General features: G+C 61.4%; 23 protein-coding genes and 3 pseudogenes. 13 read left to right on the top strand and 13 right to left on the bottom strand.

Annotation, left to right across the window (positions count from 1 at the left end; genetic code table 11):
* Nucleotides 1–81: 81 nt before the first annotated feature.
* A pseudogene (locus tag NWV16_RS27815) lies at nucleotides 82–840 on the bottom strand (MCP four helix bundle domain-containing protein); the annotation flags it as partial.
* A 247-nt stretch (nucleotides 841–1,087) separates the two neighbouring features.
* Between NWV16_RS27815 and NWV16_RS11270 the strand changes: the two are divergent.
* Both NWV16_RS11270 and NWV16_RS11265 read left to right on the top strand, forming a co-directional pair.
* Nucleotides 1,088–1,402, top strand: a complete 315-nt coding sequence (locus tag NWV16_RS11270) for a DUF2388 domain-containing protein (RefSeq protein ID WP_065260365.1) — start codon at nucleotides 1,088–1,090, stop codon at nucleotides 1,400–1,402.
* A 114-nt stretch (nucleotides 1,403–1,516) separates the two neighbouring features.
* A complete protein-coding gene (locus NWV16_RS11265; RefSeq protein ID WP_260523067.1) occupies nucleotides 1,517–1,918 on the top strand; it encodes a hypothetical protein in 402 nt (133 codons plus the stop codon).
* On the opposite strand, the gene ligD is transcribed toward NWV16_RS11265, so the two are convergent.
* Both ligD and NWV16_RS11255 read right to left on the bottom strand, forming a co-directional pair.
* A complete protein-coding gene (gene ligD / locus NWV16_RS11260; RefSeq protein WP_260523066.1) occupies nucleotides 1,919–4,483 on the bottom strand; it encodes a DNA ligase D in 2,565 nt (854 codons plus the stop codon). It abuts the gene before it with no gap.
* A gap of 122 nt (nucleotides 4,484–4,605) precedes the next feature.
* The gene (locus NWV16_RS11255) at nucleotides 4,606–5,325 is read right to left on the bottom strand and encodes a tellurite resistance TerB family protein (RefSeq protein WP_260523065.1); all 720 of its coding nucleotides are present in this window, start codon (nucleotides 5,323–5,325) and stop codon (nucleotides 4,606–4,608) included.
* A gap of 251 nt (nucleotides 5,326–5,576) precedes the next feature.
* Between NWV16_RS11255 and pcsA the strand changes: the two genes are divergently transcribed.
* Complete coding sequence (gene pcsA, locus NWV16_RS11250; RefSeq protein WP_065260411.1) at nucleotides 5,577–6,299, top strand: phosphatidylcholine synthase; 723 nt, start codon at nucleotides 5,577–5,579, stop codon at nucleotides 6,297–6,299.
* A 35-nt stretch (nucleotides 6,300–6,334) separates the two neighbouring features.
* Here the strand turns inward: pcsA and NWV16_RS11245 are convergent, their stop codons facing one another.
* The 5 genes from NWV16_RS11245 to NWV16_RS11225 all read right to left on the bottom strand — a co-directional run bounded on the left by NWV16_RS11245 (nucleotide 6,335) and on the right by NWV16_RS11225 (nucleotide 9,563).
* Nucleotides 6,335–7,147 carry a class I SAM-dependent methyltransferase gene (locus NWV16_RS11245; RefSeq protein ID WP_260523064.1) on the bottom strand — a complete coding sequence of 271 codons (813 nt, stop codon included), beginning with the start codon at nucleotides 7,145–7,147 and terminating at the stop codon, nucleotides 6,335–6,337.
* 5 nt (nucleotides 7,148–7,152) lie between these two features.
* On the bottom strand, nucleotides 7,153–7,425 hold the full coding sequence (locus tag NWV16_RS11240; RefSeq protein ID WP_065260370.1) for a DUF4242 domain-containing protein: 273 nt from the start codon (nucleotides 7,423–7,425) through the stop codon (nucleotides 7,153–7,155).
* A 217-nt stretch (nucleotides 7,426–7,642) separates the two neighbouring features.
* On the bottom strand, nucleotides 7,643–8,857 hold the full coding sequence (locus NWV16_RS11235) for a cytochrome c biogenesis protein DipZ (RefSeq protein WP_260523063.1): 1,215 nt from the start codon (nucleotides 8,855–8,857) through the stop codon (nucleotides 7,643–7,645).
* A gap of 77 nt (nucleotides 8,858–8,934) precedes the next feature.
* The gene (locus NWV16_RS11230; RefSeq protein ID WP_260523062.1) at nucleotides 8,935–9,273 is read right to left on the bottom strand and encodes a hypothetical protein; all 339 of its coding nucleotides are present in this window, start codon (nucleotides 9,271–9,273) and stop codon (nucleotides 8,935–8,937) included.
* 29 nt (nucleotides 9,274–9,302) lie between these two features.
* Complete coding sequence (locus NWV16_RS11225; RefSeq protein WP_065260373.1) at nucleotides 9,303–9,563, bottom strand: DUF2790 domain-containing protein; 261 nt, start codon at nucleotides 9,561–9,563, stop codon at nucleotides 9,303–9,305.
* A 307-nt stretch (nucleotides 9,564–9,870) separates the two neighbouring features.
* Between NWV16_RS11225 and NWV16_RS11220 the strand changes: the two genes are divergently transcribed.
* From NWV16_RS11220 to NWV16_RS11200, 5 genes and pseudogenes are all read left to right on the top strand, one after another.
* Complete coding sequence (locus NWV16_RS11220; protein ID WP_065260374.1) at nucleotides 9,871–10,611, top strand: response regulator; 741 nt, start codon at nucleotides 9,871–9,873, stop codon at nucleotides 10,609–10,611.
* Nucleotides 10,608–11,915 (top strand): ATP-binding protein, encoded by a 1,308-nt coding sequence (locus NWV16_RS11215; protein ID WP_260523061.1) that lies wholly within the window; start codon nucleotides 10,608–10,610, stop codon nucleotides 11,913–11,915. Before NWV16_RS11220 ends, NWV16_RS11215 begins: the two co-directional genes overlap by 4 nt.
* 232 nt (nucleotides 11,916–12,147) lie before the next feature.
* Complete coding sequence (locus tag NWV16_RS11210) at nucleotides 12,148–14,328, top strand: hypothetical protein (protein WP_260523060.1); 2,181 nt, start codon at nucleotides 12,148–12,150, stop codon at nucleotides 14,326–14,328.
* A pseudogene (locus NWV16_RS11205) lies at nucleotides 14,228–14,494 on the top strand (FAD-dependent oxidoreductase); the annotation flags it as partial. The gene NWV16_RS11210 and the pseudogene NWV16_RS11205, both read left to right, overlap by 101 nt.
* A complete protein-coding gene (locus NWV16_RS11200) occupies nucleotides 14,418–15,350 on the top strand; it encodes a tryptophan 7-halogenase (RefSeq protein WP_312846927.1) in 933 nt (310 codons plus the stop codon). The pseudogene NWV16_RS11205 and the gene NWV16_RS11200, both read left to right, overlap by 77 nt.
* Before the next feature lies 1 nt (nucleotide 15,351).
* Here NWV16_RS11200 and NWV16_RS11195 read toward each other — a convergent pair whose 3' ends face one another.
* The 3 genes and pseudogenes from NWV16_RS11195 to NWV16_RS11185 form a co-directional block, all read right to left on the bottom strand.
* Nucleotides 15,352–16,101, bottom strand: coding sequence for a DUF2063 domain-containing protein (locus NWV16_RS11195; RefSeq protein ID WP_260523058.1), 750 nt, complete (start codon nucleotides 16,099–16,101; stop codon nucleotides 15,352–15,354).
* Nucleotides 16,094–16,933, bottom strand: coding sequence for a DUF692 domain-containing protein (locus tag NWV16_RS11190; protein WP_260523057.1), 840 nt, complete (start codon nucleotides 16,931–16,933; stop codon nucleotides 16,094–16,096). The genes NWV16_RS11195 and NWV16_RS11190 overlap by 8 nt, the downstream gene beginning before the upstream one ends.
* 360 nt (nucleotides 16,934–17,293) lie before the next feature.
* Nucleotides 17,294–17,826: pseudogene (locus tag NWV16_RS11185) on the bottom strand (hypothetical protein).
* 448 nt (nucleotides 17,827–18,274) lie between these two features.
* Between NWV16_RS11185 and NWV16_RS11180 the strand changes: the two are divergent.
* A complete protein-coding gene (locus NWV16_RS11180) occupies nucleotides 18,275–19,321 on the top strand; it encodes a class I SAM-dependent methyltransferase (RefSeq protein WP_065260378.1) in 1,047 nt (348 codons plus the stop codon).
* 79 nt (nucleotides 19,322–19,400) lie between these two features.
* Nucleotides 19,401–20,249: an NAD-dependent protein deacetylase gene (locus tag NWV16_RS11175; protein WP_260523056.1), complete on the top strand. Its 849-nt coding sequence runs from the start codon at nucleotides 19,401–19,403 to the stop codon at nucleotides 20,247–20,249.
* Here NWV16_RS11175 and NWV16_RS11170 read toward each other — a convergent pair.
* Nucleotides 20,233–21,111 carry a LysR family transcriptional regulator gene (locus NWV16_RS11170; protein WP_260523055.1) on the bottom strand — a complete coding sequence of 293 codons (879 nt, stop codon included), beginning with the start codon at nucleotides 21,109–21,111 and terminating at the stop codon, nucleotides 20,233–20,235. The two genes, NWV16_RS11175 and NWV16_RS11170, sit on opposite strands and share 17 nt — an antisense overlap.
* 143 nt (nucleotides 21,112–21,254) lie before the next feature.
* Here NWV16_RS11170 and NWV16_RS11165 point away from each other — a divergent pair, with 143 nt between their 5' ends.
* Genes NWV16_RS11165 through NWV16_RS11155 form a run of 3 tightly spaced genes read left to right on the top strand, consistent with a single transcriptional unit; the run spans nucleotide 21,255 to nucleotide 23,836 of the window.
* Nucleotides 21,255–21,953, top strand: coding sequence for a CoA transferase subunit A (locus NWV16_RS11165; RefSeq protein WP_260523054.1), 699 nt, complete (start codon nucleotides 21,255–21,257; stop codon nucleotides 21,951–21,953).
* Nucleotides 21,954–21,977: 24 nt separating this feature from the next.
* Complete coding sequence (locus tag NWV16_RS11160) at nucleotides 21,978–22,643, top strand: CoA transferase subunit B (RefSeq protein ID WP_260523053.1); 666 nt, start codon at nucleotides 21,978–21,980, stop codon at nucleotides 22,641–22,643.
* An 11-nt stretch (nucleotides 22,644–22,654) separates the two neighbouring features.
* Complete coding sequence (locus NWV16_RS11155) at nucleotides 22,655–23,836, top strand: acetyl-CoA C-acetyltransferase (RefSeq protein WP_065260382.1); 1,182 nt, start codon at nucleotides 22,655–22,657, stop codon at nucleotides 23,834–23,836.
* A 113-nt stretch (nucleotides 23,837–23,949) separates the two neighbouring features.
* Here the strand turns inward: NWV16_RS11155 and NWV16_RS11150 are convergent, their stop codons facing one another.
* Complete coding sequence (locus NWV16_RS11150; RefSeq protein WP_409519381.1) at nucleotides 23,950–25,218, bottom strand: Nramp family divalent metal transporter; 1,269 nt, start codon at nucleotides 25,216–25,218, stop codon at nucleotides 23,950–23,952.
* Between the last annotated feature and the right edge of the window lie 107 nt (nucleotides 25,219–25,325).

The raw sequence follows: 25,325 nt of genomic DNA, 5'->3' as shown, positions 1-25,325 counted from the left end.
GCAGCCGTGGCTCAGTTGCTCGCTCATGCCACTGACGCCGTGGGCATTGCGCCGTACCACGTCGATCATCTCGCGCAGATCCCGCTGCATGGTTGCCAGCGTACGGATCAGCGCGCTGGCCTCGTCCTTGCCCGATGGCTCGGCGATCGACTCGCCGAGGTTGCCATGGGCAATGCTTTCGGCAATGCGGCTGGCGGTTTTCAATGGACCGATGATGCCCAGGATCACCCAGCGCCCCTGAACCGCCAGCAGCAACAGGCTGGCGATCAGCACAATGCCAAGAGCCATGTTGGCATTACGGATCGCGGCTTCGGTACCCTGGCTGGTCTGCCGGGTATTGCTTTCGATCAGCTCGCTCAAGGAGGCCATCTGTTCTTCGAGCTGGCTGAACGCGGCACTGAACGTACCGAGCTCCTGCTGCGCCGTGTCCGGGTTGTCCAGCGCCAGCCCGACAATCCGCTCGCCTGCGTTGATGTAAGTATCGAGACTCGGCCGGATCTGCTCCAGCGCTGTACGGATCGAGGGGTCCAGAGGCAGTTTGAGGTTTTCGCCGAGGACTTCGCGAAAATGCGCGGCATGCTCTTCGACGGAGCGGCGCACCTCGTCCGCCGTGCCGGCGCCTTTGCCCAGCCCCACCAGCATGGCCGAATAGACGTCGGCACGCAGGGCGTCATGCATCATGTCGGCTTCCATGTGATTGCGCAGTGCGCTCATGCTGACCGCGTTGTCACTGACTGCCGACGCCATCCGCTGGTTACCGACATAACTGACCAGGCTCACGATCAGCGCCGTCAGCAGACTGGTCGCGATCAGCAACACCAAACGCAGTTTGATCGACACGGTGGATCCTCCCTGAGCGCCCTGAAACGAGCCTTTCAGCGTTTCAGTTAAGCCTATTTCCACTCGCCTGCCGCATCAGAGCGTCGCAATGTATGTCAGCGCCCGCCTCGCACCATCGAAGACTGTGCACCCGGTCCCACTTTATGCCGCGACCTTCTGCCATCCTGCACGGAACTCCCGGTCAAGCCGCACCTCTCACATTATGTGGTAATTCCTTTTCGCTTTACGCTGCTGGAGGAACACCGTCATGCGTCGTTTATTACTTGTTTCGTCTCTTGTGCTCTGCCTGCCATTCGGCTCGGCCTTCGCCCGCGTGGATGCGGGAGATGTCGCTACTTCGGCGGGTGTTTCCGCATCGCTGTATTCCACCTTCAAGGATCACAAAATGGTGATTCCGGCCCGTGACGACCTGTCCGCGTTCGTCGCCAGCGGCGGAGCGATCCGTGGCGCTTACCTTGAGTCGGCGCTGCAACAGGTTCGTCAGGCCAACCCTGGACTGAACGCCAGTGATGAAGAGCTGGCCAATGCGATCCTGGCCCATTACGAAGGCCTGTCGCAGTAACAGTCCCATGCTCGATGACGGTGGCGGACGGATTTGCCACCTTCGCGCTCTGCCGATGGACGGTAGTCGGGCGACCATGGGCAAAATCGTCGAACGGCCTCTATGATGGAGGCCATGACGATTTCCGCCCCGATCCGCTCCCCCTGCCCGCCCGGCGCCTGCATCTGCGGGCGTGATCCGTTGCTGGAAATGCCCGGCGCCGATCTGCGCATCCTGTTGCTGACGCGCCAGGAGGAAAAACGTCTGCTCGAGCGCCTGGAAAACCTGCAAAGCCTGGCCGATCTCGAACGCCTGCAACAGCGGATGTACGAGCAGTTGGGGATTCGCCTGGACATCGCTCCAGGCTTCAACGAAGTACGAACCATGCGCGGCATCGCCATCGAAATCGACGAACTGCCGGGCATGTGCCGCAAGACTCGCCAGGCGATCCCGGCGGCCATTCGCCGAGGCCTGGAAAAGCATCCGGAAATCGCCTTCGAACTGCTCAACGCTCACGACTTGTTACGTGACGCCTGATCACTTTTTCATACCGACCCGTTTGCGCATCTCGACAGTGATGCTCTGACGGGCTTTCTTCATGTCGGCCCAGGGCTCGTCGCCGACATCCGCCAGCCGCTCGTGAACATTGCGCACATTCCAGTGATCAGCGCCCTTGATGTCGCCGACTTCCTCCCGAAACAGCGGCACCGATACCGGCAGCCCTTCCCGGGTACGGGCGGCGTAGGCGCAAATGGTCGTGGAGCCCAGACCGTTGCGCAGGTAATCGATGAAAATCCGTCCCACGCGATTCTTCGGCCCCGACACCGCCGAGAATCGCTCCGGCAGCAAGCGGGCCATATGGCTGACGATGGCATGGCTGAAATCCTTCACTTCGTCCCAGCCATGCTTGCGGGTCAACGGCACCACCAAGTGAATGCCCTTGCCGCCGCTGGTTTTGAGGAAAGCCTTGAGACCCAGTTCGTCCAGCACGCTCAAGGTCAGCGCTGTGGCTTCCACCATGCTCTTCCACGGCAGCGCCGGATCCGGGTCGAGGTCGAGAACGAAGCGGTCGGGTTTCTCCAGGTCTACCGTGGTGGCATTCCAGGTGTGCAGTTCTACGGTGCTCATCTGCACCGCGCCGATCAGCGCTTCGGCGTTGTTGATCAACATCACCGGTTGCCCGGTGACATGCTTGTCCAGGGTGCGGATGCCGGGGATCGCCAGGTGTTCGGCGTTTTTCTGGAAGAACAGTTCACCGGCGATGCCATCCGGGGCCCGCACCAGCGCCACGGGCCGATCCTTGAGCTGCGGCAGAATCCAGTCGGCGACGCTGGCGTAATACTCGGCCAGTTGCAGCTTGGTGGTGCCGCTGGTGGCGTCGATCACCCGGTCCGGGTGGGTGATTCTGACCTTGCCGCTGACCAGTCCGGCTTGCGACGCTGCCCTGGCGGTGGTCGCAGGTTTTTTCGCGGAGGTCCTGGTGGCTGAAGTTGTCATTGGCTTTGCTCGCTCCTCGGTAATTTGCGCCGCCGGTTTGTCATCGCGCAGACCATGGAACACGGCATGGCGAACCGAACCTTCCCGGGTCATTTCGGCAAACGCCACCTCTGCCAGCAGCTGCGGCTTGAGCCAGTGCACCCCCTTGGCCTCGAAACCACTGGGCGGGTTGGCCAGTGCAGTCTTTTTTGCCCGCAACGGCTTGAGCCGGGCCAGCAGTGTTTTCAGGGTGACCTCATTGAAACCGGTGCCGACCTTGCCGGCATAACGCAGCTCGCCGCTGTCGCGGTCATGCAGGCCGAGCAGCAGCGCACCAAAGGCACTGCGCGCCCCTTTCGGATCGGTGTAGCCAACGATCACGAACTCCTGGCGGTGCTTGCACTTGAGCTTGATCCAGTCACTGCTGCGCCGGGACACATAGGGTGAGCCGAGACGTTTGCCGATCAGGCCTTCCATCTGCATCTGGCAGGCGCTGTTGAGCAACGCCTGCGGGGTTTCGTCGAAGGCTTCGGAGAAACGCAGCAACGGCTGCTCGTGAGCCTTCAATACCGTGGCCAGCGCAGCCCGGCGCTCTTGCACCGGAACTTCGCGCAGGTCGACGCCATTGAGGTAAGGCAGGTCGAACAGGTAATAAAGGATGTCGGCACTGCGGTTGGCGTCAAAGGCGTTCTGCAGCGCCTGAAAATCCGGCACGCCGTTTTCGTTGGCGACCACCACTTCACCGTCAAGCCATGCCGACTCCAGTCCCAGGGCCGCGAGTGCCCGGGCATGTTCCGGCAGTTTGTGCGTCCAGTCATGGCCGTTACGGGTGAACAACTGCACCTGCTCATGATCGATGCGCGCCATGATCCGGTAGCCATCGAACTTGATTTCGTAGCTCCATTCCCCTTGGGGCGCACTGTCTACCAGCGTGGCCAGTTGTGGCTTCAACAGCGCGGGGAGTCGTGCCTTGTGCGCGCCGACAAGCTTGCCCGACGCGGATTTGCGCGGTGCCGGCTTCAGCGGTTTGACTTGCCTGGCGTCGAGCTTCGGTTTGTCGACCAGCGTGCGCTCGCTGAGCACGCTGTCCGGTTCGGCGTCCAGTACGTCGTATTCGTCTTGCGGCCGGGCGGCGTCGTCCTGATGTTTGATCAGGAACCACTGTTCCTTCTTGCCCGGCATATGGGTACGAACCAGATTCCACACGCCCCCGAGTTTTTCACCCTGCAACTCGAACTTGAGCTTGCCCCTGGCGTAGGCCTTTTGCGGATCCTCCAGTGGAATCCACACGCCGCGATCCCAGACGATCACATCCCCTGCGCCGTAGTGCCCTTCGGGAATGTGGCCTTCGAAGGTGGCGTAATCCAGCGGATGGTCTTCGACGTGGATCGCCAGGCGCTTGACCTTGGGGTCGAGCGAAGGGCCCTTGGGCACCGCCCAGCTTTTGAGCGCACCGTCGAGCTCCAGGCGAAAGTCGTAATGCAGGTGCGAGGCATCGTGCTTCTGAATGCAGAACTGTAACGCGTGGTCGGTCCCGGCCTTCCTGCCCCGACGCTTGACCGCTGCCGGCTCCGAGGTTGCCGAGAAGTCGCGCATGCGGTTGTAGTCGTCGAGGTTTCTGTTCATGGCGGCTCCGGCTGCAATCGGCTGCTGTTATGCAGAAGAGCGACGCCGGCACGGAAAAATTCAATCGGTGTAAAAAAGCCCCGGACGGATGGAAACGTCCGGGGCCCGGGTGATGACCCGTTTCACGCTGTACCTTTGGCCTGCTGTTCCAGATGCACCTGTAACTCGGGATCGATCTGCAGCGCCGCCGCCAGCTCATCCAGATAATTGCGTTCGGCGTCCTGCTGATCGTCTACCAGCATCACACTGGCGATATACATTTCGGCAGCCACGGCCGGATCGCTGTTCGCCGCCTGCGCAACTTCGCGGGCATCGAGAGGTTTGGCGACTTCGGCGTCCAGCCATTGCTGAAGATTCGGGTCATCGGTGTGGCGGCCGATTTCACTGCCGATCAAGCGTTTTTCCGACTCGTCGATTCGTCCATCGGCCTTGGCCGCCGCAATCAATGCGCGCAACACCGCATGGCTATGTTCCTCGACCTGCGGGCCGGCCAGCAGGTCCGCAGTCTGCGGTGTCTGTTGCGGGGCCGCTGACGCCTGACTGCGTTGCCAGGCCCGGTACGCCTGGAATGCCATCATGCCCAGCGAAGCCAGTGCCGCGTAGTGGGTGCCACCGGAACGACCTGGCGTACCACCGCCCAGTCCTCCACCGCCGAGCAATCCACCGAGCAAGCCACCCAGTCCGCCGGCAGGCACACCACCGCCGTTGGCGCCACCGCCACCGAGCAGCCCACCCAGCAGACCGCCGAGACCTCCGAGACCGTCGCCGGCCGAGGCGCCACTTTGTTGTCCCGCCGAGGCCTGGCCTCGCAGCAGTTGTTCGAGCAGATCACGGGTGTTCATGACGTCATCCTCAAGCAAAGGCATAACAGCGTCAGGCAACGATAGACCCGCCTGCGGCTTGTGCCAGCACCGTTTGGCCGACACCGGGACGGGCAGGCGATTTGTGCGTCGAAAAAATCCCGTTGCCAGCTAACATTCATGAGTGGGTGAACCTTATCCCGGCCCGGCCGGTCGATAGCTGCAACCCGACCCGGTTGGCCGCATGCCTGTTGCTGGTTCCCGGCCTGCTTCACTTTCTGGAGACCGCCTCCGTGATATCGACCGTTCACATCGCCAGGCTCAAGGCCTGGGGCGCCCATGGTTTCACCGCGACCGGCGTGGTCACCGCCTTCCTCGCCACTCTCGCCCTGCTGGAAAACCAGGCGACCCACTGCCTGATGTGGCTGGGCGTCGCATTGATCGTCGACGGCCTCGACGGGGCGCTGGCGCGCAAGGTCAACGTGCAATCGGTGTTGCCGAGTTTCGACGGCTCGATCCTCGATCTGGTGATCGATTACCTGACTTACGTGTTCATTCCGGCGTTGTTCATCTATCGCTACATTCCCCTTCCCGATTACACCCTGCTGCTGACCGTGTCGCTGATTCTGGTGTCGTCGCTGTTCTGCTTCTGCAACGTCAACATGAAGAGCAAGGACAACTACTTCGTCGGTTTCCCTGCTGCGTGGAACGTGGTCGCGCTGTGTCTGTACATCATCGAACCCGGTCCGTGGATTACCTTCCTGACCGTGATCGGTCTGGCACTGCTGACCGTGACCCGGATGAAATTCCTGCACCCGTTTCGCGTGCGCCGCTTCATGCCGATCAATATTGCGGTGACGGCAATCTGGCTGTTGTGCAGCCTGTCGCTGGTGCTCAACCACCCGGTGATCAACCCGCTGGTGATGGGTTTGTGGCTGCTGGCATCGGCTTATTTCCTCGGCATCTGCTTCTGGCGCACGGCGCTTGAATGGTTTGACGGTGCCCATCTGAAATAGAAAAACCTGTGGGAGCAGGCTCGCTCCCACAAGGTTCAGCGCCTGGTGATGACCACCTCCAGATACTCACTCGGCACCACCATCGAGTCCGGCCCAGCCCGGTTCAGCCCGTCGATCAGTTGCGTCAGATCCCTTTCCAGTGCCTGCCCGCTTTCCGGTGGCAACACGGCGAACGCCTTGTGCACCGGTCCGTACCAGTGGCGAAAAATGTCAATGAAGTGCGCCGCCGAGCGATAACGAAAATTGAAGTGGCGGCGAGTCACCTGTAACCGGAACTGGCGATCATCGAACTGCGAATGCAGCCACGCTTGCGCGCCCCAGTTCGACGGGGGCTGCGCACCGGGTGGCGGCGGCAGGTGGCGGCCAAGGGTCTTGAACATCTGGCCGACGAAACCTTCCGGTGTCCAGTTGGCCAGCCCGATCCGCCCGCCGGGGCGACAGACCCTGGCCAGTTCCTGCGCCGCCCTGGCCTGATCCGGGGCGAACATCACACCGAAGGTCGACAGCACCGCATCGAAACTGGCGTCGTCGAACGGCAGCGCTTCGGCGTCGGCCACCTGGAAGGTCACGTCCAGATGTTCGGCCCGCGCCCGGTCCTGACCGCGCTCCAGCAGGGCCGCGACATAATCGGTGGACAACACCCGACAACCCCGACGCGCCGCCGCCAGCGTGGCATTGCCATTGCCGGCCGCCACGTCGAGTACTTCTTCATCGCAACGCAAATCGCAGGCTTCGGCGAGGTTCTCACCGACAATCTGCAAGGTGGTGCCGATCACCGCGTAGTCGCCGCTGGCCCAGGCGACCTTCTGGCGTTCCTTGAGGGCATTGAGATCGATGGGGGTGCTCATAGGCGTCACTCGGCGGTCGTCGGGTCGATGACGCTCATCACCCGGGATACGCTGTTGGCCGGAAACCCGCCCAGCCGCGCGTGCTCGCGCACCTGCTCCTCATCAGGGGCGATGTACACGCAGTAGATCTTGTCGGCGGTGACATAACTCTGCAGCCACTGCACCTGTGGTCCGAGTTCGCGCAACACCTGACAGGACGTTTGCGATACCGCCTTGAGTTCTTGCTCCGAAAGGTTTCCGGCTCCTGGAATCTCGCGTTCAATCACGAATTTCGGCATGGCAACCTCGCTTTCTTTTTATCAGTGACAGGGCGGATACAGCCCTGCTCTTTCACTATCGTCCCGAGACTGTGCGCCGTCCCTGCCGATCGTCTGGAGAGCCCCGTAAACCGGGACTTCACCGATGAATGGCGGGATTTTGTAAAGCACTCGAAACAGATTTCCGGCCAACGAAAAAGGCCCGGGACATTCGTCGCCGGGCCGTCATCGATCAGGTTCACGCAGAAGGTGCCTTGGCCTCCTTGAGCAGTTGTTGAATCATCTGCTCCTGAGCGTCATAGCGCCCCTCGCCGAAGTGGGTGTAACGCACTTGCCCCTTGGCATCGATCAGGTAATGCGCCGGCCAGTACTGGTTGTCGAAGTTACGCCAGATCGCGTAGTTGTTGTCGATGGCCACCGGATAGGTAATGCCGAGCTTCCTCACCTGATCCTTGACGTTGTCGATGATACGCTCGTAGCCGTATTCCGGGGTGTGGACGCCAATCACCACGAAGCCGTCCTTGCCGTACTTCTTCTCCCATGCTTTCACATAGGGCAGCGTGTGCTGGCAGTTGATGCAGTCGTAGGTCCAGAAGTCCACCAGCACCACTTTGCCGCGCAGCGATTGAGCGTTCAGCTCCGGTGAGTTCAGCCATTGCACCGCGCCGGCCAGCGACGGCATCGTGCCTTTACTCTGCTCGTCCGAAGTCGAGTCCGCCCGCACTTTGCTGATGAAGTAGTCGATCACTTTCGGCGCGTTTTCCAGTACGTTTTTCTCGACACTGGCGACGCCTTCGGACGATGTGCCGGCCAGCAGGCTCCGATCGGCCCCGGTGGAAATCACCACCGCCGCCGCCAGCACGGCGACACCTGCGCCACGGCGGAACCAGCCGGTGAAAGGAATCGACGGTTTCAACCGGTTGACCAGGCCGCGACCGGCAAAGATCAGCGTCCCGAGCGACAGCGCACTGCCCGCGCCGTAAGCCAGCAACAGCAGGCTGGTCTGGGCGCTGGCGCCCTGCAACATTGCACCGGTGAGGATCACCCCGAGAATCGGCCCGGCGCATGGCGCCCACAACAGACCGGTGGCCACGCCGATCATGACCGGAGCCATGGGGCCGGCCTTCTTGCGGGTGTCCGGACCCAGGCGATTGCCGAGCAACACGAACGGACGTGCCAGCCAGTCACCTATACGGGCAGAGATCAGCGACAGCGCAAACAGCACCATCACGATCAGCGCGACATGACGGCCAGTATTGTTGGCCTGAATCACCCACTCGCTGCTGACCACGGCGAGACTGGAGATCAGAGCGAAGGTCAGGGCCATGCCGCCGAGGGTCAGCAGGATCGAGGAACGCGAGCGGTCGGCGCCGGCAAACAGAAACGGCACCACCGGCAGGATGCAGGGACTGAGGACAGTCAACAGACCGCCCAGGAAAGCGATGAGGAACATGGGGTTCACCTTTTGAAATGTGGGCGGTCTGCCGATCAAAGAGGTGTCTGCCGTTCACCGGCGGACACCTTTGCGGTTCAAGCCGTCTGGCTGTCCAGCCATTGGCTCTGCGGGGCCCGGCTGGCGCCATTTTCGGCAACCATCTGCCCTTGCGGTGTATGGCTTGAGCCGTCTGCCGCGACCATCTGCGCTTGCGGCGTGTGGCTGGCACCATCGGCAGCCACCATTTGTCCTTGCGGCGTACGGCTGGAGCCGTCGGAGGCCATCAGGCCATCGTGGCCCGGCTTGGCCACCGGGGCCAGTTGAAAGCAAGTGCTGCTGCCACAGGTGTTCTGTTCGACGGCGGCGTTGGCATGGGCGGCGACGCCGGCGAAGGAGAAAGCAACAGCGGTCAGAAAGCGAGATACGTTGATCATGGCGAGAGTCCTTTGATGGAAGTGGGCAATCAGTTTTCGTTGTTGCAGCCGTCGGCGAATTTGCTGTAATCGAGCACGCGGGTCTGACCGGCCGAATCGAGGTAGGTCATGCGGGCGTCGACGATGCCGCAGGTCATCGATTTGTCTTCTTTCATCGAGATCACTTTCTGGATATCCAGATGCGTGCCGTAGGTGTAGGTTTGCGGGGCAGCTGCTTCGGCGCGGGCCGACAGGGTGCAGATGTTCAGAGCGGCAAACAGGCAGGCGGCGATTGCGGATTTGTGAGTCATGGCGTTTTCCTCAAGGCTTCAATGGGTCGTCGGTTGTTTGAGCCGAGGCGCTGTGGTGTGCCTCGATGGAGCTCATTTAAAGCTCGCGAGGTATCCCGTCTGTGTCGGAAAACGGCCGGTATAAATCGCTACGTATCTCGCCCGCCGGGGGATACACAGCGATACAAAACCCGGAAAAAATCGTGATTTTGCGTCCACATGTATCAGCCATCGCGGCAGATACACTGCAATACAAAGGCAGGCAGGCGAGCTGGTACGGGCTCTATAGACTGCGAGACATTCCCCCACTTGATAGAGGTTTGGCTCCATGGATCATGTCGATCACATTCTCATCGTCGACGACGACCGAGAGATTCGCGAACTGGTTGGCAACTACCTGAAAAAGAATGGCCTGCGCACCACCGTGGTCGCCGATGGCCGGCAGATGCGCAGTTTTCTGGAAGCCAACACCGTCGACCTGATCGTGCTCGACATCATGATGCCCGGCGATGACGGCCTGCTGCTGTGCCGCGAATTGCGCGCCGGCAAACACAAGGCCACGCCGGTCTTGATGCTCACCGCACGCAACGATGAGACCGATCGCATCATCGGCCTGGAAATGGGCGCCGACGATTACCTGACCAAACCCTTCGCCGCCCGCGAACTGCTGGCGCGGATCAACGCCGTGCTGCGCCGCACGCGAATGCTGCCGCCCAATCTGGTGGTCACCGAAAGCGGCCGCTTGCTGGCCTTCGGTCGCTGGCAGCTCGACACCTCGGCCCGGCACCTGCTGGACAGCGATGGCACCATGGTCGCCCTGAGCGGTGCGGAATACCGCCTGTTGCGGGTATTCCTCGATCATCCGCAGCGGGTGTTGAGCCGCGATCAGTTGCTCAACCTGACCCAGGGCCGCGACGCCGATCTGTTCGACCGCTCCATCGATCTGCTGGTCAGCCGGCTGCGCCAGCGACTGCTCGATGATGCCCGCGAACCGGCCTACATCAAGACCGTGCGCAGCGAGGGTTACGTGTTTTCGCTGCCGGTGGAAATCCTCGGAGCCCCGGCATGAAGATCGCGCTGCACTGGCCGCGCACCCTCGCCTCGCGGCTGTCGCTGATTTTCCTGATCGGCCTGATCCTCGCCCAGGCGCTTTCATTCGGTGCTCAGTATTACGAGCGCTATGAAAGCGCAAAGAACACCATGCTGGGCAATCTGGAAACCGACGTGTCGACCTCGATCGCGATCCTCGATCGCCTGCCCGCAGCCGAGCGCCCGCAATGGCTCGAACGCCTGGCCCGGCCCAACTACGGCTACCTGCTGAGCGAAGGCGAACCGGGTACGCCGATCAATGCGGGTGAAGTGCCGATTGCGGTCACCTCGATCACCGACGCCATCGGCGAAAACTATCCGCTGACCTTCACCGACATTCCCGGGCCGAAAAAGCACTTTCAGGGCCATCTGCGCCTGAGCGACGGCAGCCCGGTGACCATCGATGTACGACCGTCGATGGTGCCGCTGTCACCCTGGCTACCGGTGGTGCTGCTCGGGCAACTGGCGCTGATGATTGCCTGTACCTGGCTGGCGGTGCGCATCGCCATCCGCCCGCTGACCCGGTTGGCCAATGCGGTGGAAACCCTCGACCCCAACGCCCATCCGATCAATCTGGATGAGCAGGGTCCGAACGAAGTGGTCTACGCCGCCCGTGCGTTCAACACCATGCAGGCACGCATCGCCGCGTACCTGAAGGAGCGCATGCAGTTGCTGGCGGCAATTTCCCATGACCTGCAAACCCCGATCACCCGAATGAAGCTGCGCGCGGAGTTCATGGACGATTCGGCGGAAAAGGACAAACTGTGGAACGACCTCGGCGAGATGGAGCATCTGGTGCGTGAAGGCGTGGCCTACGCCCGCAGCATCCACGGCGCGACCGAAGAAAGCCGGCGCACCAACCTCGATTCGTTCCTCGACAGTCTGGTGTTCGACTACCAGGACATGGGCAAGCAAGTGCAGTTGAGCGGCAAGAGCGAAGCGGTCATCGACACCCGCCCCCACGCCCTGCGCCGGGTGCTGGTGAACCTGACCGACAATGCGCTGAAATTTGCCGGTGCCGCAGAGCTGCTGATCCAGCGAGAGAAGACCGGCCTTTCGATCAAGGTCATGGATCGCGGGCCGGGCATCGCCGAAGAAGAACTGGCCCAGGTGATGGAGCCGTTCTATCGCGTGGAGAATTCGCGCAACCGCAGCACCGGCGGAACCGGGCTGGGGCTGGCGATTGCCCAGCAACTGGCGATGGCGCTGGGTGGTTCGCTGACGCTGAGCAATCGCGACGGTGGCGGGTTGTGTGCGGAGCTCAAGTTGCCGCTTCATTCGTGACGGCCGTTTAAACAGCGCCGAGCCAACGGGTGTGCGGGACGACATCTCGCCAGGACGAAAGTTACAAACTGCCCGGAAATTGCCGACTGTCAGTGCAGGGTATCGAACGTTATCGTTTCGCTGCCCGCACCGCTGCTGACCACCGTTGGTCGCAACTGGTATTTCTGACAGTCGTCACCGTAAGCTAATTCATGTGCGATGGCATCCCGTACAGCTGCTTTGTGGAGGGTCCATGAGTCTGCTCGATGCCGTCACCCAAATCTGTCAACGACTGGCTCCAGGCGGTTGGCATTCGCTGATGCTGGCGCATGGTCTGGATATTCTCGCGGTGCCGCTCAAGTCCGAACTGCTCAAACCGCTGCGCATCGACCGGTCAGTTCCCGGTTTCGAGGATTTCTGCCCGACCGGCAACCGGGCGATCGAACCGTCCCGGCCCGCTCACAGCCTGCTGTTCCATGCGCTGGCGTCACCTCGGGTCACGTGCGACGCGAGCGGTCAGCCTTTGCAAACCTATCCAACCCCCGCCGAAGTCGAGGCAGTGCTGAACTATGTTTTCGGCGTCCGTCCGCCCACGCTCAAGGATTTGCAGCGACAAGCCCAGGGCGAATTGCTGGCCGTGGCAGTGTTTGCCAGCGAGTACCGTTGCGCCCCCGACACGGTGCATGGTGAGCACGCCGATCTGTGTTACTCGCGTACTGGAATTGCTCGAGTGGGCAATACCAACGCCCTGTACTCCCCCGATCTGCGCTGTTTCCTGCCGTTTGTCGAGAAGGACGCCCATGGCATTCGCATCATGCCGGTGCGTTACAGCGCCTATATCGCCGTGCAAGGCCAAGGGAATCACGAGCAGTTCGGACCGATGGATTTTCAACCGGACGTCGATCCCGCAACGCAATTCTGGGTGCCGATTTACAAGCTGTTCGATGGCAGGGAATGCCTTGCGGGACAGGATCTGAACGTCAGTTTCCAGGACGTTCAGATCAATGAAAAGATTCGCCATATCCATCTGCGCCACAGCGGATCGGGCTGGCAAGAGCCGGATATCTCCCAATCGCCCTTTGTCATCACCGAGGATCTGGCAACGCTGGAGGTGGAACCCGGATCGGGCTCGGGCCTGCTGCTGCCCCGGCCCACTCCCCGGCTCGTCGAGCAGACCCATTACCGGGGCCAGTTGTTGTCGTTCACGATGCCCAGGGACTCGGGAGGCATGATCCACGGTCGGTCAATGCTCCACGACGATGGCACCATCGAAGATCTGAACCAGCGCGAGGGTGTTGCCGAGTTGGTGAAGCAAGGCGGATATCGCGCCCTGCACTATCGGGACGGCACGGCCGACGGCTACATCCGCGCACACTGTATGTCGCTTGAGCACCTGCCATCGATTTCTGCCTATTCGATCATTGCCACCCCGGATTTTTTTCCGTTTTGCCACCCGCGCCGCCTGATGCACTGGGCCAGGCAGGTGCCAGCCTTTACCGACCCGAACATCTGGCATGCCCGACTGCAGGCGTTATCGAATGTGCGTTATTGCGCCAACCTGACACTCACGGGGCAACCGTTCTCCCCGGAGGATCTGGGAGTCACCGCGATAGTCGGCTTACCGCGCAAGCCCGGCTCACCGCCGTTGGCAGGCACGCACCCTGTCGGCATAGATCGCCCTGCCACATTGCCGGACGGCGAAGCCGGACTTTTCGGCCCCGGGTGGGGGGTAGGATGGGTTCGTGAGCAAAGCCCGGACGGCAACTGGATCAACTGCCTGGCCGGTTACCAAATGGCCAGTCCGTTTCCCGAGGACGCCAGAATCTGCGCTGCGCTGGGCTCTTTCTGGCCGGGCCTGGCGCCCGATTCTGCTCGCATTTTCGAGCCCCGCGCCAGCCTGCACACCATCATCCCGTTGACCGATGCGGAAACCGGAACAGGCGCCGTTGCCTGGGACAACCAGCCACCCCCGCAACTGATCCAGAATCAGGGTCGGATGTTCGTCCGCTATCGCGCCTACGAATACAGCGATTACACACAAGTCGCCCTTGAAAACAGATTCTCCCTGCAGCAGACCGGCGCAATCACCCAGCAGGAATACCAGAACCGCGTGCTCTCGATGTACCGGGTGTACAACGTACTCGGCGCGGGAACCGACAAGACCTTGCGTAATACGTGGCCGTTGCTGTCCTTCCGCCACGTACAGCGCCTCGATCCGGAACTTGACTCGGCGCAACAGCAGGTCGGCATAGCGTTGCGCGGGTGGGTCTTTCGCTTCCTGATGTACGAACGTGGAACCGAAAGCACTCCTGCCGAGGACTTCAGATGGAGGGATGTGCAGGTCAAGCAACAAGTGCGATTGTTTGTCAGCGCCGAGGCGATACTGGTCAAACACGAAAATGCTACGTGGCAACTCGCCCTTGAAGCCCTTTGACGTCGTGGTAATCGGCGGCGGTCCGGCAGGGTCTGCGGCGGCGATCAGCTGCGCGCAGCGTGGCCTGCGAGTGGTATTGATCGAGCGTCATGACTTCCCGCGATTTCGCCCCGGTGAAAGCCTGCATCCAGGCGTCGAACCTGTGTTGCAGCAGTTGGGCGTTGCCGGGCAACTGTGTGCGCAGGATGCGTTGCGTTTCAGCGGGTACTGGGTGCAATGGAACGAACCGTTGCGCTTCAACGGTTTTGGTAGTGACGACAAGGGTCCGTGGAGAGGCTTTCAGATTCCCCCGGGCAACACTGGACACGACGTTATTACAGCACGCCGCAACGCTCGGAGTGACGGTGCATCAGCCGTGTCGCGCACTCGCAGTCCTCAGCGAAAAAAACCGCGTGACCGGCGTGCGAACCGATTCAGGCCCGTTGCACGCCGACTATGTGATCGATGCCAGCGGTGCATCCGCCTGGTTGCATCGACAGTTGGGACTCACCATCCACCGCTGTTCACCACGTCTCATTGCCCGCTACGGTTATGTCCGGGGATGTCCAAACGGTTATGAGCACGCACCGCATTTATCGGCGGGCCCCAATGGATGGACGTGGATAGCAAAAGTGCAGGCGCAACTGACGCACTGGACGCATCTGGCATTCGACGCGCCAGACCCGCGCTCCCCGTCCGTTCCCGAACCGCTGCAACACTTGCCCACGCAGGGCGCCATCCACGGCGCCGATGTAACGTGGCGCATCAGTACGGCAGTAGCCGGTGGCGGCTATTACATGGTCGGCGACGCGGCCAGTCAGCTCGACCCGGCTTGTTCGCATGGCGTGCTCAAGGCCTTGATGAGCGGTATGCAAGCCGCACAGGCGGTGTGCGACTGCCTCGGGCAACCCTCCGTGCAATCGTCAGCTCAGCGGCAATACAGCCAATGGCTGGACGACTGGTTCGAAAAGGACATGACACAACTTCGTCACTTCTATCGCCTCCATCCCGATCCTCCTCGCTGGCTTAAACCTCACGATTGACTCAAACAATGCCGATCACCCCGTCCTCATGCAGTTGCTGCAACAACGCCAGCCCGCTGTCCACGAATGACACCGTTCCCGGCAACCCCGCCTCCAGCGCCAACCCTTGCAGTTGCTCGCGACCGTTAAGCGCAGGAAACGCCTCGATCCGTTGCAGCAACCGCCACGCCAGCGGGCTCAGCTCGGAAAATTTCACGCTCCAGTCCGTCGTGCGCCGCACCAGCAAAAGCGTCGGCTGGGCCGGCGGCGTGGCCGGTTGATGATCCGGCCCGAGCATCTGCACCGGCCAGGTGTACGCCAACGGCCAGGCCAGTGCCGAAACCTGCAATGGCCGCTCCAGCAACTGCGCCGGATCACTCGCAGGCAAGGCTTCGGCGTCGGACTGCTGCAACACCATTTCTACCCATTCGTAGTGCGCCAGTTCCACGAGAAACGCCGGCCACTCGCCCGCGCTCAACACGGTCGGTTCCAAGGCGAGGTAACCGACAAACTCCTCGGCGATCTCACCGAATTTCGGCGTCTGCGCGCGGTAGTCCCGCAGGAAGCCACGAATCAATGTGCGCCAGCGTTCCTGGCCGATAATCCGGATCAGCACCGGAAACGTACCGCCCAGCAGTTGCGAGACGTTGTTGAACACCAAATCGCGATAGACATTGACTCGCCTCGCGTCCATGTCAGCCGGCGGCGTTTCGTGGTCAGGATCGCGCAGGTAGCGGGTCAACGCCTGTTGTTGCAGCAGAAGATTATCCACGCGGGCCTCCTTCGGTTTGCAGGCGGCGGATGGTTTGCAGCTCAGACACCAGTTCAGAAAACGCCGGGAAATTGAAATCACGCTCCAGCAAGGTCGGCTGCACGCCGAATCGGCCATAAGCGTCGGCCAGCAACGACCAGACCACCGGTTTCACCGAAGCGCCGTGGGTGTCGATCTTCAGCGTGTCGGACTCATCGAAGTGCCCCGCCACATGCATCCCGACCACCCGACCCGATTCGATCCCGGCCAGAAACGTCTGCGGGTCGAAACCGTGGTTGATCGAATTGACGTAGACGTTATTCACGTCCAGCAGCAGATCGCAATCGGCCTCACGCAGTACGGCGTTGGTGAAGGTCACCTCGTCCATGTCCTGCCGGGGGGCGGCGTAATAGGAAACGTTTTCCACTGCCAGTCGCCGACCGAGGATGTCCTGGGCCTGACGAATCCGCGCGGCGACGTGGTGCACCGCCTCTTCGGTGAACGGCAACGGCAGCAGGTCGTAGAGATGACCGTCGTCACTGCAATAGCTCAGGTGTTCGCTGTACAGCGGCACTTTGTGATGATCGAGAAAGGTCCGCACTTCCCGCAGAAAGCCCACGTCCAGCGGCGCCGAGCCACCGAGCGACAACGACAGCCCGTGGCAGGACAACGGATATCGCTCGGCCAGTTCGCGCAGCGCGGCGCCGTGGGCACCGCCGACGCCGATCCAGTTTTCCGGGGCGACTTCGAGAAAGTCGAAATCGCCGGCGCGAGCGGCCTGCAGGTCTTTCATCAGGCCGCGACGCAGGCCGAGCCCGACGCTGGCCTGCAAGGTGGGGTGGGTAAGTTGCATGGGCAAGACCTCTGCTGAGGAGACGCCGGAAGTGGCGACTGACAGGTTTAGTTAAACCGGAGGGTGTATCGCGGCTGTGTGGGCGATGCGCGGGAATTGACGAGTTTTGTATCGGCGGCGAGCCTGTACATAATGGGATACAGATCCCGCTGCCCTATTCGTGAACGGCGAGTTACGAATTCATTGACGAGTTCGCCAGTTTTCGTTAGCTTTGCCTCCATCGAAGCGACTGACCAGATGAGATTGAGCGCTTCCCGGCAGCGAGAGCTGTAACCGCGCAAGGCGGTTCGCAAGTGGTATCTGGATCTGCTTTACCGAATCGAAAAAAGGCGCCTTTGGCGCCTTTTTTCGTTTCTGCTATCAGCGTTTGGTGGAGGTTGGTTGAAGAAGATAGACCTTACCGCCAGCAGCATAAATCCCATTTTCCCGAACAGCCTGGGCGGCTTTTCAGCTTGGTGGTAGGCGCTCTCCACGACCAGATTGAGATCTTGCGGCTTTTCTTCGGCAGCGCGACGTAACTCAAAAAAGACATGGTAGGGCCCGACCGGATCCTCAATCATGACGGAGTACGCCCAATTTCGCATCGCTGCCGTTTCACGAACTTTCGCCTGGGGATGGTTCAATCCCTTGATCACTGGCGGCAGTGACAGTGAAAGACGATAGCGGATTGCGCAAAAGGTACGCTGCCGCCGGGAATGGTCGAGCAGGATCGGCTCCCCTCCCGGATGCAAGGCTTGATCATATCCCTTGCTGAAACAATGGTTCGAAAAAGTGACGCGTATGCGTAAGTCGCGCTTCGCCAATTGGCTCTGAATCGTGAAAGTAAAGGGTTCGAGATGAGAAAGGTTGTACGTCAATCCGCCTATGCACAGCGGGGGAAAGTAGGCGGTCAATTCGCTCTCCGTTGCATCCAATGCATCACTTTGATTTCTGCCCTTCGGCTCGCGAGCACCATCGGTGAGTAACCCGACAAGAGGACAAGGTCCACAGCTTCTAGCGGAGGATGATTTCTCACGGATTCGATCAGGCTGCGCGAGGAGGTAGCCTCGGACTTCACAGATAAACAAAGACTTCAGCACTCAAAAGTCTTTACCTCGACCAAGTCGACTCAGAATATGGGATAGCGTCACGTCGAAGTTGTAGGCAACGTCTGCGTGTTGTGTAAGGAAGTACGCCTATCGTGCTTTCGCCTGCACCAACACCGACTAGACTCAATCAGTACCCAGTCGAGGGGGCCGCAGACGCCATCGGCGCCCTGCCCGTTTCCACGACCACCGCCCGGTGGTGAATGCCTCGACCCCCATCATCACCGGACTGTGATCCCTGACAGGAGCACATGACATGGACGAGGCCAGACTCAACGAGTTCATGGGCAAACTGGTCAACGACATGGGCGGCGCAGCGATGCTGGCCAATGTCATCGTCGGCGAAGAACTTGGCTTGTATAAGGCCATGGCCGACAGCCAGCCGATCTCCCCGGAAACCCTCGCCGAAAAAACCGCCTGCAACACCCGCCTGGTGCGCGAATGGCTCAGCGCCCATGCGGCGTCCGGCTACATGGAACACCTGGACGGCAAATTCCGTTTGCCGGAAGAACAGGCCATGGCCCTGGCCAAGGACGAATCGCCGGTCTACGTGGCCGGCGGGCTCGGTGTGGTGGCGTCGTTTTTCCACGACAAGGACAAACTGGTCAAAGCCATGCGCGGCAATGGTGCTTTGCCCTGGGGCGACCACCATCCGTGCATGTTCACCGGCACCGAGCGGTTCTTCCGCCCCGGCTACAAAGGGCATTTGATTGCAGAATGGCTGCCGGCGCTGGACGGCGTGGTGGCCAAACTCGAAGACGGCGCCAAGGTCGCCGATGTCGGCTGCGGTCATGGCGCCTCCACGGTGATCATGGCCCAGGCCTATCCCAACTCGCGTTTCGTCGGTTTCGACTATCACGCGCCCTCGGTAAGTGTCGCCACCCAACGCGCCGAAGAAGGCGGCGTCAGCAGCCGGGCGAAGTTTTTTCAGGGCACGGCGAAAAGCTTTCCTGGCGATGACTATGACTTGATCTGCTACTTCGACTGCCTGCACGACATGGGCGACCCGGTCGGCGCAGCACGGCATGCCTACGATTGCCTGAAAGACGACGGCACCGTGCTGTTGGTCGAGCCGTTTGCCAACGACACCCTGGACGACAACATCAACCCGGTCGGGCGCCTGTTCTATGCGGCATCGACGTTCATCTGCACGCCGAACTCGCTGTCCCAGGAAGTGGGCCTGGGACTCGGGGCACAGGCCGGTGAGCTGCGCTTGCGCAAGGTGTTCAATGAGGCCGGCTTCAAGCAGTTCCGGCGGGCGACGCAGACACCGTTCAACCTGATTCTGGAGGCACGCAAATAAATGTCGGCACCGGGCGCCCCGCAAGAGGCGCCCGGCGGTGCTAACCTGCAAGGCACTCGCAGCCTGCGGAACACCGAACATGCTCGACCACCCTTCTGACGAATATCTCGATTATCTGCAACGGATCATGGCCGACGGCGATTTCGTAGTGCTGACCGGCGCCGGCATCAGCACGGCGTCGGGCATCCCCGACTACCGGGACACCAACGGCGTGCGCCGCGGTCGTCAGCCGATGATGTATCAGGAGTTTCTGTCGGCGCCCGAGTCGCGGCGTCGCTACTGGGCCCGGGCCATGCTCGGCTGGCCACGTGTACGCCAGGCTCAACCGAATGCGGCCCACGAGGCACTGGCCAGCCTGCAAAGCCAGGGCCGTATCGGCGGATTGATCACCCAGAACGTGGATACCTTGCACGATCAGGCTGGCAGTCACGATGTCATCGAACTGCACGGCAGCCTGCACCGGGTGCTGTGCCTGGATTGTGGCCGGCGCAGCGAGCGGGATTCGATCCAGCGTTTGATGGAAACACAGAATCCGTATCTGGCGGGCGTCGATGCGGTGCAGGCGCCGGACGGCGACACCCTGCTCGATCCGGCTTTCGAGGCACGTTTCCAGGTGCCGCACTGTCCGTATTGTGAAAGCGAACGGATGAAGCCGGATGTGGTGTTTTTTGGCGAGAACGTGGCCCAACCGACAGCGGCGCGTGCCATGGCGGCAGTGGAGAATGCGGGGGGAATGCTGGTGGTCGGCTCATCGTTGATGGCGTATTCGGCATTTCGCCTGTGCCGGGTGGTTGCGGATCGGGGCAAGCCGTTGATCGCAATCAATCTGGGCAAGACCCGGGCGGATGAGCTGCTGGATATGAAGATCGAGGCGTCCTGCGAACACATCCTGCCGTCATTGGCTCAACGCCTCAGTGCTCAGCCTTGAGAATGTCAAAAAGCGCCTGCGCCGCCGTCGACAATTCATTCCCGGAATCGGTCAACACGCCAATCGCCCGCTCCACCACGGGCTCATGGAGGGTCAGGCAGTGCGCTCCCAGCTCGCGCATCTGCTCCGCGCACAGGGCCGGCACCGCGCTGACACCCAGTCCGCTGGCCACCATCCGCCCGACAGTCGCCAGTTGATGGCTTTCAAACTCCACCGGCAGTTTCATCCCTCGGGCCTGCAAGTGTTCCTCAAGCATCACCCGCACTGTCGACGGTCGCTGCAGAGTGATGAAGGGTTCTTCGAGCAAGGTCGGCCAGTCGACATCGGTACGCCGGGCCAACGGTGAATCCTGGGGTACCACGGCGACGAAGCGATCCCGGTAAAGCGGTGTGAAGGTCAACGAGGTGTTCTGCAACGGCTCGAACGCCACGCCGAGTTCGACCTGGCGATCACGGACCATTTCCAGTACCTGCTCGTTGATGACGTCGTTGACCGTGACGTTGACGTTCGGGTAGCGCGCACGGAAAGTCTTGAGGATCGGCGGCAGCAGGTTGCCGGCGAACGACGGCATTGCCGCCAGCGTGACTCGCCCGCGTTGCAGGCTGAAGCGCTGGCGCATTTCATCTTCGGCGTTGTCCCAATCGGCGATCAGGCGCCGGGCCAGGGGCAGCAGCGATTCGCCTTCCGGCGTCAGCGCCACGTTGCGCGTGTTGCGGCTGAACAGGCGCCCGCCCAGTCCCTCCTCCAGCGCCTTGATGGTCAGGCTCAGCGCCGATTGCGACAGGTGCAGGCGCTCGCAGGCCACGGCAAAACTCAGGCTCTGGGCCACGGCGAGAAAGGCGCGGATCTGCTTGATGGTCATGAACGCTATGCTTCCGTATCAGAGACTTGATGAGATTTATCAATCAATCAACCTTAAAAATCAACTTAACAAATATATCCAGCAGCGAGACACTCCAGTCATTCGGCTAGCCAGCCGCCCGACAAACAATAAAAGAGGTGCATATGGCAGGTTTCGACAAGCGCGTGTATTCCTACAAGGAAGCCATGGCGGGCCTTGAAGACGGCATGACCGTGATCGCCGGGGGCTTCGGCCTGTGCGGCATTCCGGAGAACCTGATCGCCGAGATCAAGCGCAAGGGCACCCGCGACCTCACCGTCGTTTCCAACAACTGCGGCGTCGATGGCTTCGGTCTCGGCGTGCTGCTGACCGATCGCCAGATCCGCAAGGTGATCGCCTCCTACGTCGGCGAAAACAAACTGTTCGAGGAGCAACTGCTCAAGGGCGACATCGAAGTCGTTCTGACCCCGCAAGGCACCCTCGCCGAAAAAATGCGCGCAGGCGGCGCCGGCATTCCGGCCTTCTTCACCGCCACCGGCGTCGGCACACCGGTCGCCGAAGGCAAGGAAGTGCGTGAGTTCCACGGTCGCAAATACCTGATGGAAGAATCCATCACCGGCGACTTCGCCATCGTCAAAGGCTGGAAAGCCGACCACTTCGGCAACGTCATCTACCGCCACACCGCGCAGAACTTCAACCCGCTGGCCGCCACCGCGGGCAAGATCACCGTGGTCGAAGTCGAAGAAATCGTCGAACCCGGCGAACTGGATCCGTCGCAGATCCACACCCCCGGCATCTACGTCGACCGGGTCATTTGCGGCACGTTCGAAAAACGCATCGAACAACGCACCATCCGCAAATAATCCAGGCTGACGGAGAACAAGAACATGGCACTTACCCGCGAACAAATGGCTCAACGCGTCGCCCGCGAAATGCAGGACGGCTTTTACGTGAACCTGGGCATCGGCATTCCGACCCTGGTCGCCAACTACATCCCCGAAGGCATGGAAGTCATGCTGCAATCGGAAAACGGCCTGCTCGGCATGGGCCCGTTCCCGACCGAAGACACCATCGATGCCGACATGATCAACGCCGGCAAACAGACCGTGACCGCGCGCATCGGCGCATCGATCTTCAACTCTGCCGAATCCTTCGCGATGATTCGTGGCGGTCACGTCGATCTGACCGTGCTGGGCGCCTTCGAAGTGGACGTACAAGGCAACATCGCCTCGTGGATGATCCCGGGCAAACTGGTCAAGGGCATGGGCGGCGCGATGGACCTGGTGGCCGGCGCCGACAACATCATCGTCATCATGACCCACGCGTCCAAGGACGGTGAGTCCAAGTTGCTGAACCAGTGCAGCCTGCCGCTGACCGGCGCCGGTTGCATCAAGCGCGTCCTGACCGACCTTGCGTACCTGGAAATCGAAAATGGCGCTTTTGTCCTCAAGGAACGCGCACCTGGCGTCAGCGTCGAGGAAATCGTCGCCAAAACCGCTGGTAAACTTGTCGTCCCGGATCACGTACCGGAAATGCAGTTCGCTGCCGAGTGAGGAATTCGAAAATGCAAGACGTTGTCATTGTTGCCGCCACGCGCACCGCCATCGGCAGTTTCCAGGGATCGCTGGCCACCGTCTCCGCCGTGGATCTGGGCGCGGCGGTCATCCGTCAGTTGCTGGAGCAGACCGGTCTGGACGGTGCCCAGGTCGATGAAGTGATCATGGGTCAGGTGCTGACCGCCGGCGCCGGCCAGAACCCGGCGCGCCAGGCGGCGATCAAGGCCGGCCTGCCCCACGCCGTGCCGGCCATGACCCTGAACAAGGTCTGCGGCTCGGGCCTCAAGGCCCTGCACCTCGGTGCCCAGGCGATCCGTTGCGGCGACGCCGACGTGATCATCGCCGGCGGTCAGGAAAACATGAGCCTGGCCAATTACGTCATGCCGGGCGCCCGCACCGGTCTGCGCATGGGGCACGCGCAAATCGTCGACACCATGATCAGCGATGGCCTGTGGGATGCGTTCAACGACTACCACATGGGCATCACCGCCGAGAATCTGGTCGAGAAATACCAGATCAGCCGCGAGCAGCAGGACGCCTTCGCTGCCGCGTCGCAACAGAAAGCCGCTGCCGCCATCGAGGCCGGGCGCTTCGTCGATGAAATCACCCCGATCCTGATCCCGCAGCGCAAAGGCGACCCGGTGGCGTTCAAGGTCGACGAGCAGCCACGGGGCGACACCACCGCCGAATCCCTGGCCAAACTGCGCCCGGCGTTCAAGAAGGACGGCAGCGTCACTGCCGGCAACGCTTCGTCGCTGAACGACGGCGCGGCTGCGGTCATTCTGATGAGCGCGGAAAAAGCCAAGGCCCTTGGCCTGCCGGTGCTGGCGAAAATCGCCGCCTATGCCAACGCGGGCGTCGACCCGGCGATCATGGGCATCGGCCCGGTGTCGGCCACTCGTCGCTGCCTGGACAAGGCCGGCTGGAACATCGGCCAGCTCGACCTGATCGAAGCCAACGAAGCCTTCGCCGCACAATCCCTGGCAGTAGCCAAAGACCTGCAATGGGATCTGGACAAGGTCAACGTCAACGGCGGCGCCATCGCTCTCGGTCACCCGATCGGTGCATCGGGCTGCCGCGTGCTGGTGACCCTGCTGCACGAAATGATCAAGCGCGATGCGAAAAAGGGTCTGGCGACCCTGTGCATCGGCGGCGGTCAAGGCGTGGCTCTGGCGCTGGAACGCGCTTAAGCACAAAAGCGTTCAACAGCGGGCGGCGGATCCACGACATCCATTGCCCGTTGGCAACAAGCCCGGTACGACTCACGTCGCACCGGGTGTTTTTTTGCCCGTCGTGTGGAAAATCACGCCGCCAGTTGCAGAATCAACCAGGCATTGGCGCCGCTGATCACTGCAAACAGGCCCCACGCCAGAATCCTTGTCGGCAATCGATTCACAAACGGCCCCATCAGCTGTTTGTCGTTGGTCATGCGAATCAGCGGATACAGCGCAAACGGCAATTGCAGGCTCAACACCACCTGGCTCAGCACCAGTAATTTGCCCACCGCACCTTCGCCCATCAGCCACACGCCGATGAACGCCGGGATCAGCGCCAGCCCCCGGGTGATCAGGCGTCGCTGCCAGCAGGGAATGCGCAGGTTCAGATAGCCTTCCATGATCACCTGGCCGGCGATGGTGCCGGTGAAGGTCGAACTCTGCCCCGACGCCAGCAGCGCCACGCCGAACAGCACGCTGGCCAGCGCGCCGCCCACCAGCGGATCGAGCAAGTGGTAGGCGTCCTGAATGTCCACCACGTCGGAATGGCCGGTCTGATTGAACGCGGCGGCGGCAAGAATCAGGATCGCCGCGTTGACCAGCAATGCCAGTGCCAGCGAGCCGATGGTGTCGATGCGCGCCAGTTTTACCGCGTCCTGCTTGCTGGCCAGATCCTGGCCGATCAGCCGCGTCTGTACGATCGACGTGTGCAGGTACAAGTTATGCGGCATGACGGTGGCGCCGAGGATGCCGATGGCCAGGTACAGCGGCGCCGCATCGCTGATGGCCGACAGTGACGGCTTGAAGCCTTGGGCGACGTCCGGCCAGTACGGTTTGATCAGCAGCAGTTCAACGAAGAAGCACGCGCCGATGGTGCCCACCAACACCAGCATGATTGCTTCCAGCCGCCGGAAACCGCGGTTTTGCAGGGCCAGCACCAGCAAGGTATCGAATGCAGTCAGGGCAATGCCGAAGCTCAGAGAACAACCGAGCAACAGGTGAAACGCCAGCGCGCAGCCAAGCACTTCTGCAAGGTCGGTGGCAATGATCGAGATTTCCGCCAGCACCCATTGCAGCCGCGCCGTCGGGGTGCTGTAGCGTTCGCGGGACAGTTGCGCCAGGTCGCGCCCGGTAGCGATGCCCAGCCGCGAACACAGGCATTGCACGGCCATTCCCGCCAGGCTCGCCAGCAGCACCACGAACAACAGGCTGTAACCAAAGTGCGAACCAGCCTCGATGGCCGTCGCCCAGTTGCCCGGGTCCATGTAGCCGATGGACACCAACAGACCAGGGCCGGCAAAACGCAGAACGCGTTTGAAAAACGAGGCATTCGGATCAACCGAGACGCTGCCGGCCACTTCCGGCGGGCAGAACGGCGCAGTGGCGATTTTGGGCAGGCTGAATTTCACGCACACATCCAGAAACAAGTAGAAAGGCGCAGCTTAGACGTTTCAGTCGGCGCACC

The sequence above is a fragment of the Pseudomonas sp. BW7P1 genome, from assembly GCF_024981055.1.
Lineage (GTDB): Bacteria > Pseudomonadota > Gammaproteobacteria > Pseudomonadales > Pseudomonadaceae > Aquipseudomonas > Aquipseudomonas bananamidigenes.
This window is presented reverse-complemented; position numbering and strand designations above follow the sequence as displayed.

What these genes read in the sequence shown, in the direction of transcription:
- NWV16_RS11270 (WP_065260365.1), top strand. Translation starts at nt 1,088, where the DNA reads ATGCGTCGTTTATTACTTGTTTCGTCTCTTGTGCTCTGCCTGCCATTC.
- NWV16_RS11265 (WP_260523067.1), top strand. Translation starts at nt 1,517, where the DNA reads ATGACGATTTCCGCCCCGATCCGCTCCCCCTGCCCGCCCGGCGCCTGC.
- NWV16_RS11170 (WP_260523055.1), bottom strand. Translation starts at nt 21,111, where the DNA reads ATGACCATCAAGCAGATCCGCGCCTTTCTCGCCGTGGCCCAGAGCCTG.
- NWV16_RS11230 (WP_260523062.1), bottom strand. Translation starts at nt 9,273, where the DNA reads ATGATCAACGTATCTCGCTTTCTGACCGCTGTTGCTTTCTCCTTCGCC.
- NWV16_RS11165 (WP_260523054.1), top strand. Translation starts at nt 21,255, where the DNA reads ATGGCAGGTTTCGACAAGCGCGTGTATTCCTACAAGGAAGCCATGGCG.
- NWV16_RS11155 (WP_065260382.1), top strand. Translation starts at nt 22,655, where the DNA reads ATGCAAGACGTTGTCATTGTTGCCGCCACGCGCACCGCCATCGGCAGT.
- NWV16_RS11160 (WP_260523053.1), top strand. Translation starts at nt 21,978, where the DNA reads ATGGCACTTACCCGCGAACAAATGGCTCAACGCGTCGCCCGCGAAATG.
- NWV16_RS11200 (WP_312846927.1), top strand. Translation starts at nt 14,418, where the DNA reads ATGACTTCCCGCGATTTCGCCCCGGTGAAAGCCTGCATCCAGGCGTCG.
- NWV16_RS11180 (WP_065260378.1), top strand. Translation starts at nt 18,275, where the DNA reads ATGGACGAGGCCAGACTCAACGAGTTCATGGGCAAACTGGTCAACGAC.
- NWV16_RS11175 (WP_260523056.1), top strand. Translation starts at nt 19,401, where the DNA reads ATGCTCGACCACCCTTCTGACGAATATCTCGATTATCTGCAACGGATC.
- NWV16_RS11235 (WP_260523063.1), bottom strand. Translation starts at nt 8,857, where the DNA reads ATGTTCCTCATCGCTTTCCTGGGCGGTCTGTTGACTGTCCTCAGTCCC.
- NWV16_RS11240 (WP_065260370.1), bottom strand. Translation starts at nt 7,425, where the DNA reads ATGCCGAAATTCGTGATTGAACGCGAGATTCCAGGAGCCGGAAACCTT.
- NWV16_RS11220 (WP_065260374.1), top strand. Translation starts at nt 9,871, where the DNA reads ATGGATCATGTCGATCACATTCTCATCGTCGACGACGACCGAGAGATT.
- NWV16_RS11245 (WP_260523064.1), bottom strand. Translation starts at nt 7,147, where the DNA reads ATGAGCACCCCCATCGATCTCAATGCCCTCAAGGAACGCCAGAAGGTC.
- NWV16_RS11225 (WP_065260373.1), bottom strand. Translation starts at nt 9,563, where the DNA reads ATGACTCACAAATCCGCAATCGCCGCCTGCCTGTTTGCCGCTCTGAAC.
- NWV16_RS11255 (WP_260523065.1), bottom strand. Translation starts at nt 5,325, where the DNA reads ATGAACACCCGTGATCTGCTCGAACAACTGCTGCGAGGCCAGGCCTCG.
- ligD (WP_260523066.1), bottom strand. Translation starts at nt 4,483, where the DNA reads ATGAACAGAAACCTCGACGACTACAACCGCATGCGCGACTTCTCGGCA.
- NWV16_RS11215 (WP_260523061.1), top strand. Translation starts at nt 10,608, where the DNA reads ATGAAGATCGCGCTGCACTGGCCGCGCACCCTCGCCTCGCGGCTGTCG.
- NWV16_RS11210 (WP_260523060.1), top strand. Translation starts at nt 12,148, where the DNA reads ATGAGTCTGCTCGATGCCGTCACCCAAATCTGTCAACGACTGGCTCCA.
- NWV16_RS11190 (WP_260523057.1), bottom strand. Translation starts at nt 16,933, where the DNA reads ATGCAACTTACCCACCCCACCTTGCAGGCCAGCGTCGGGCTCGGCCTG.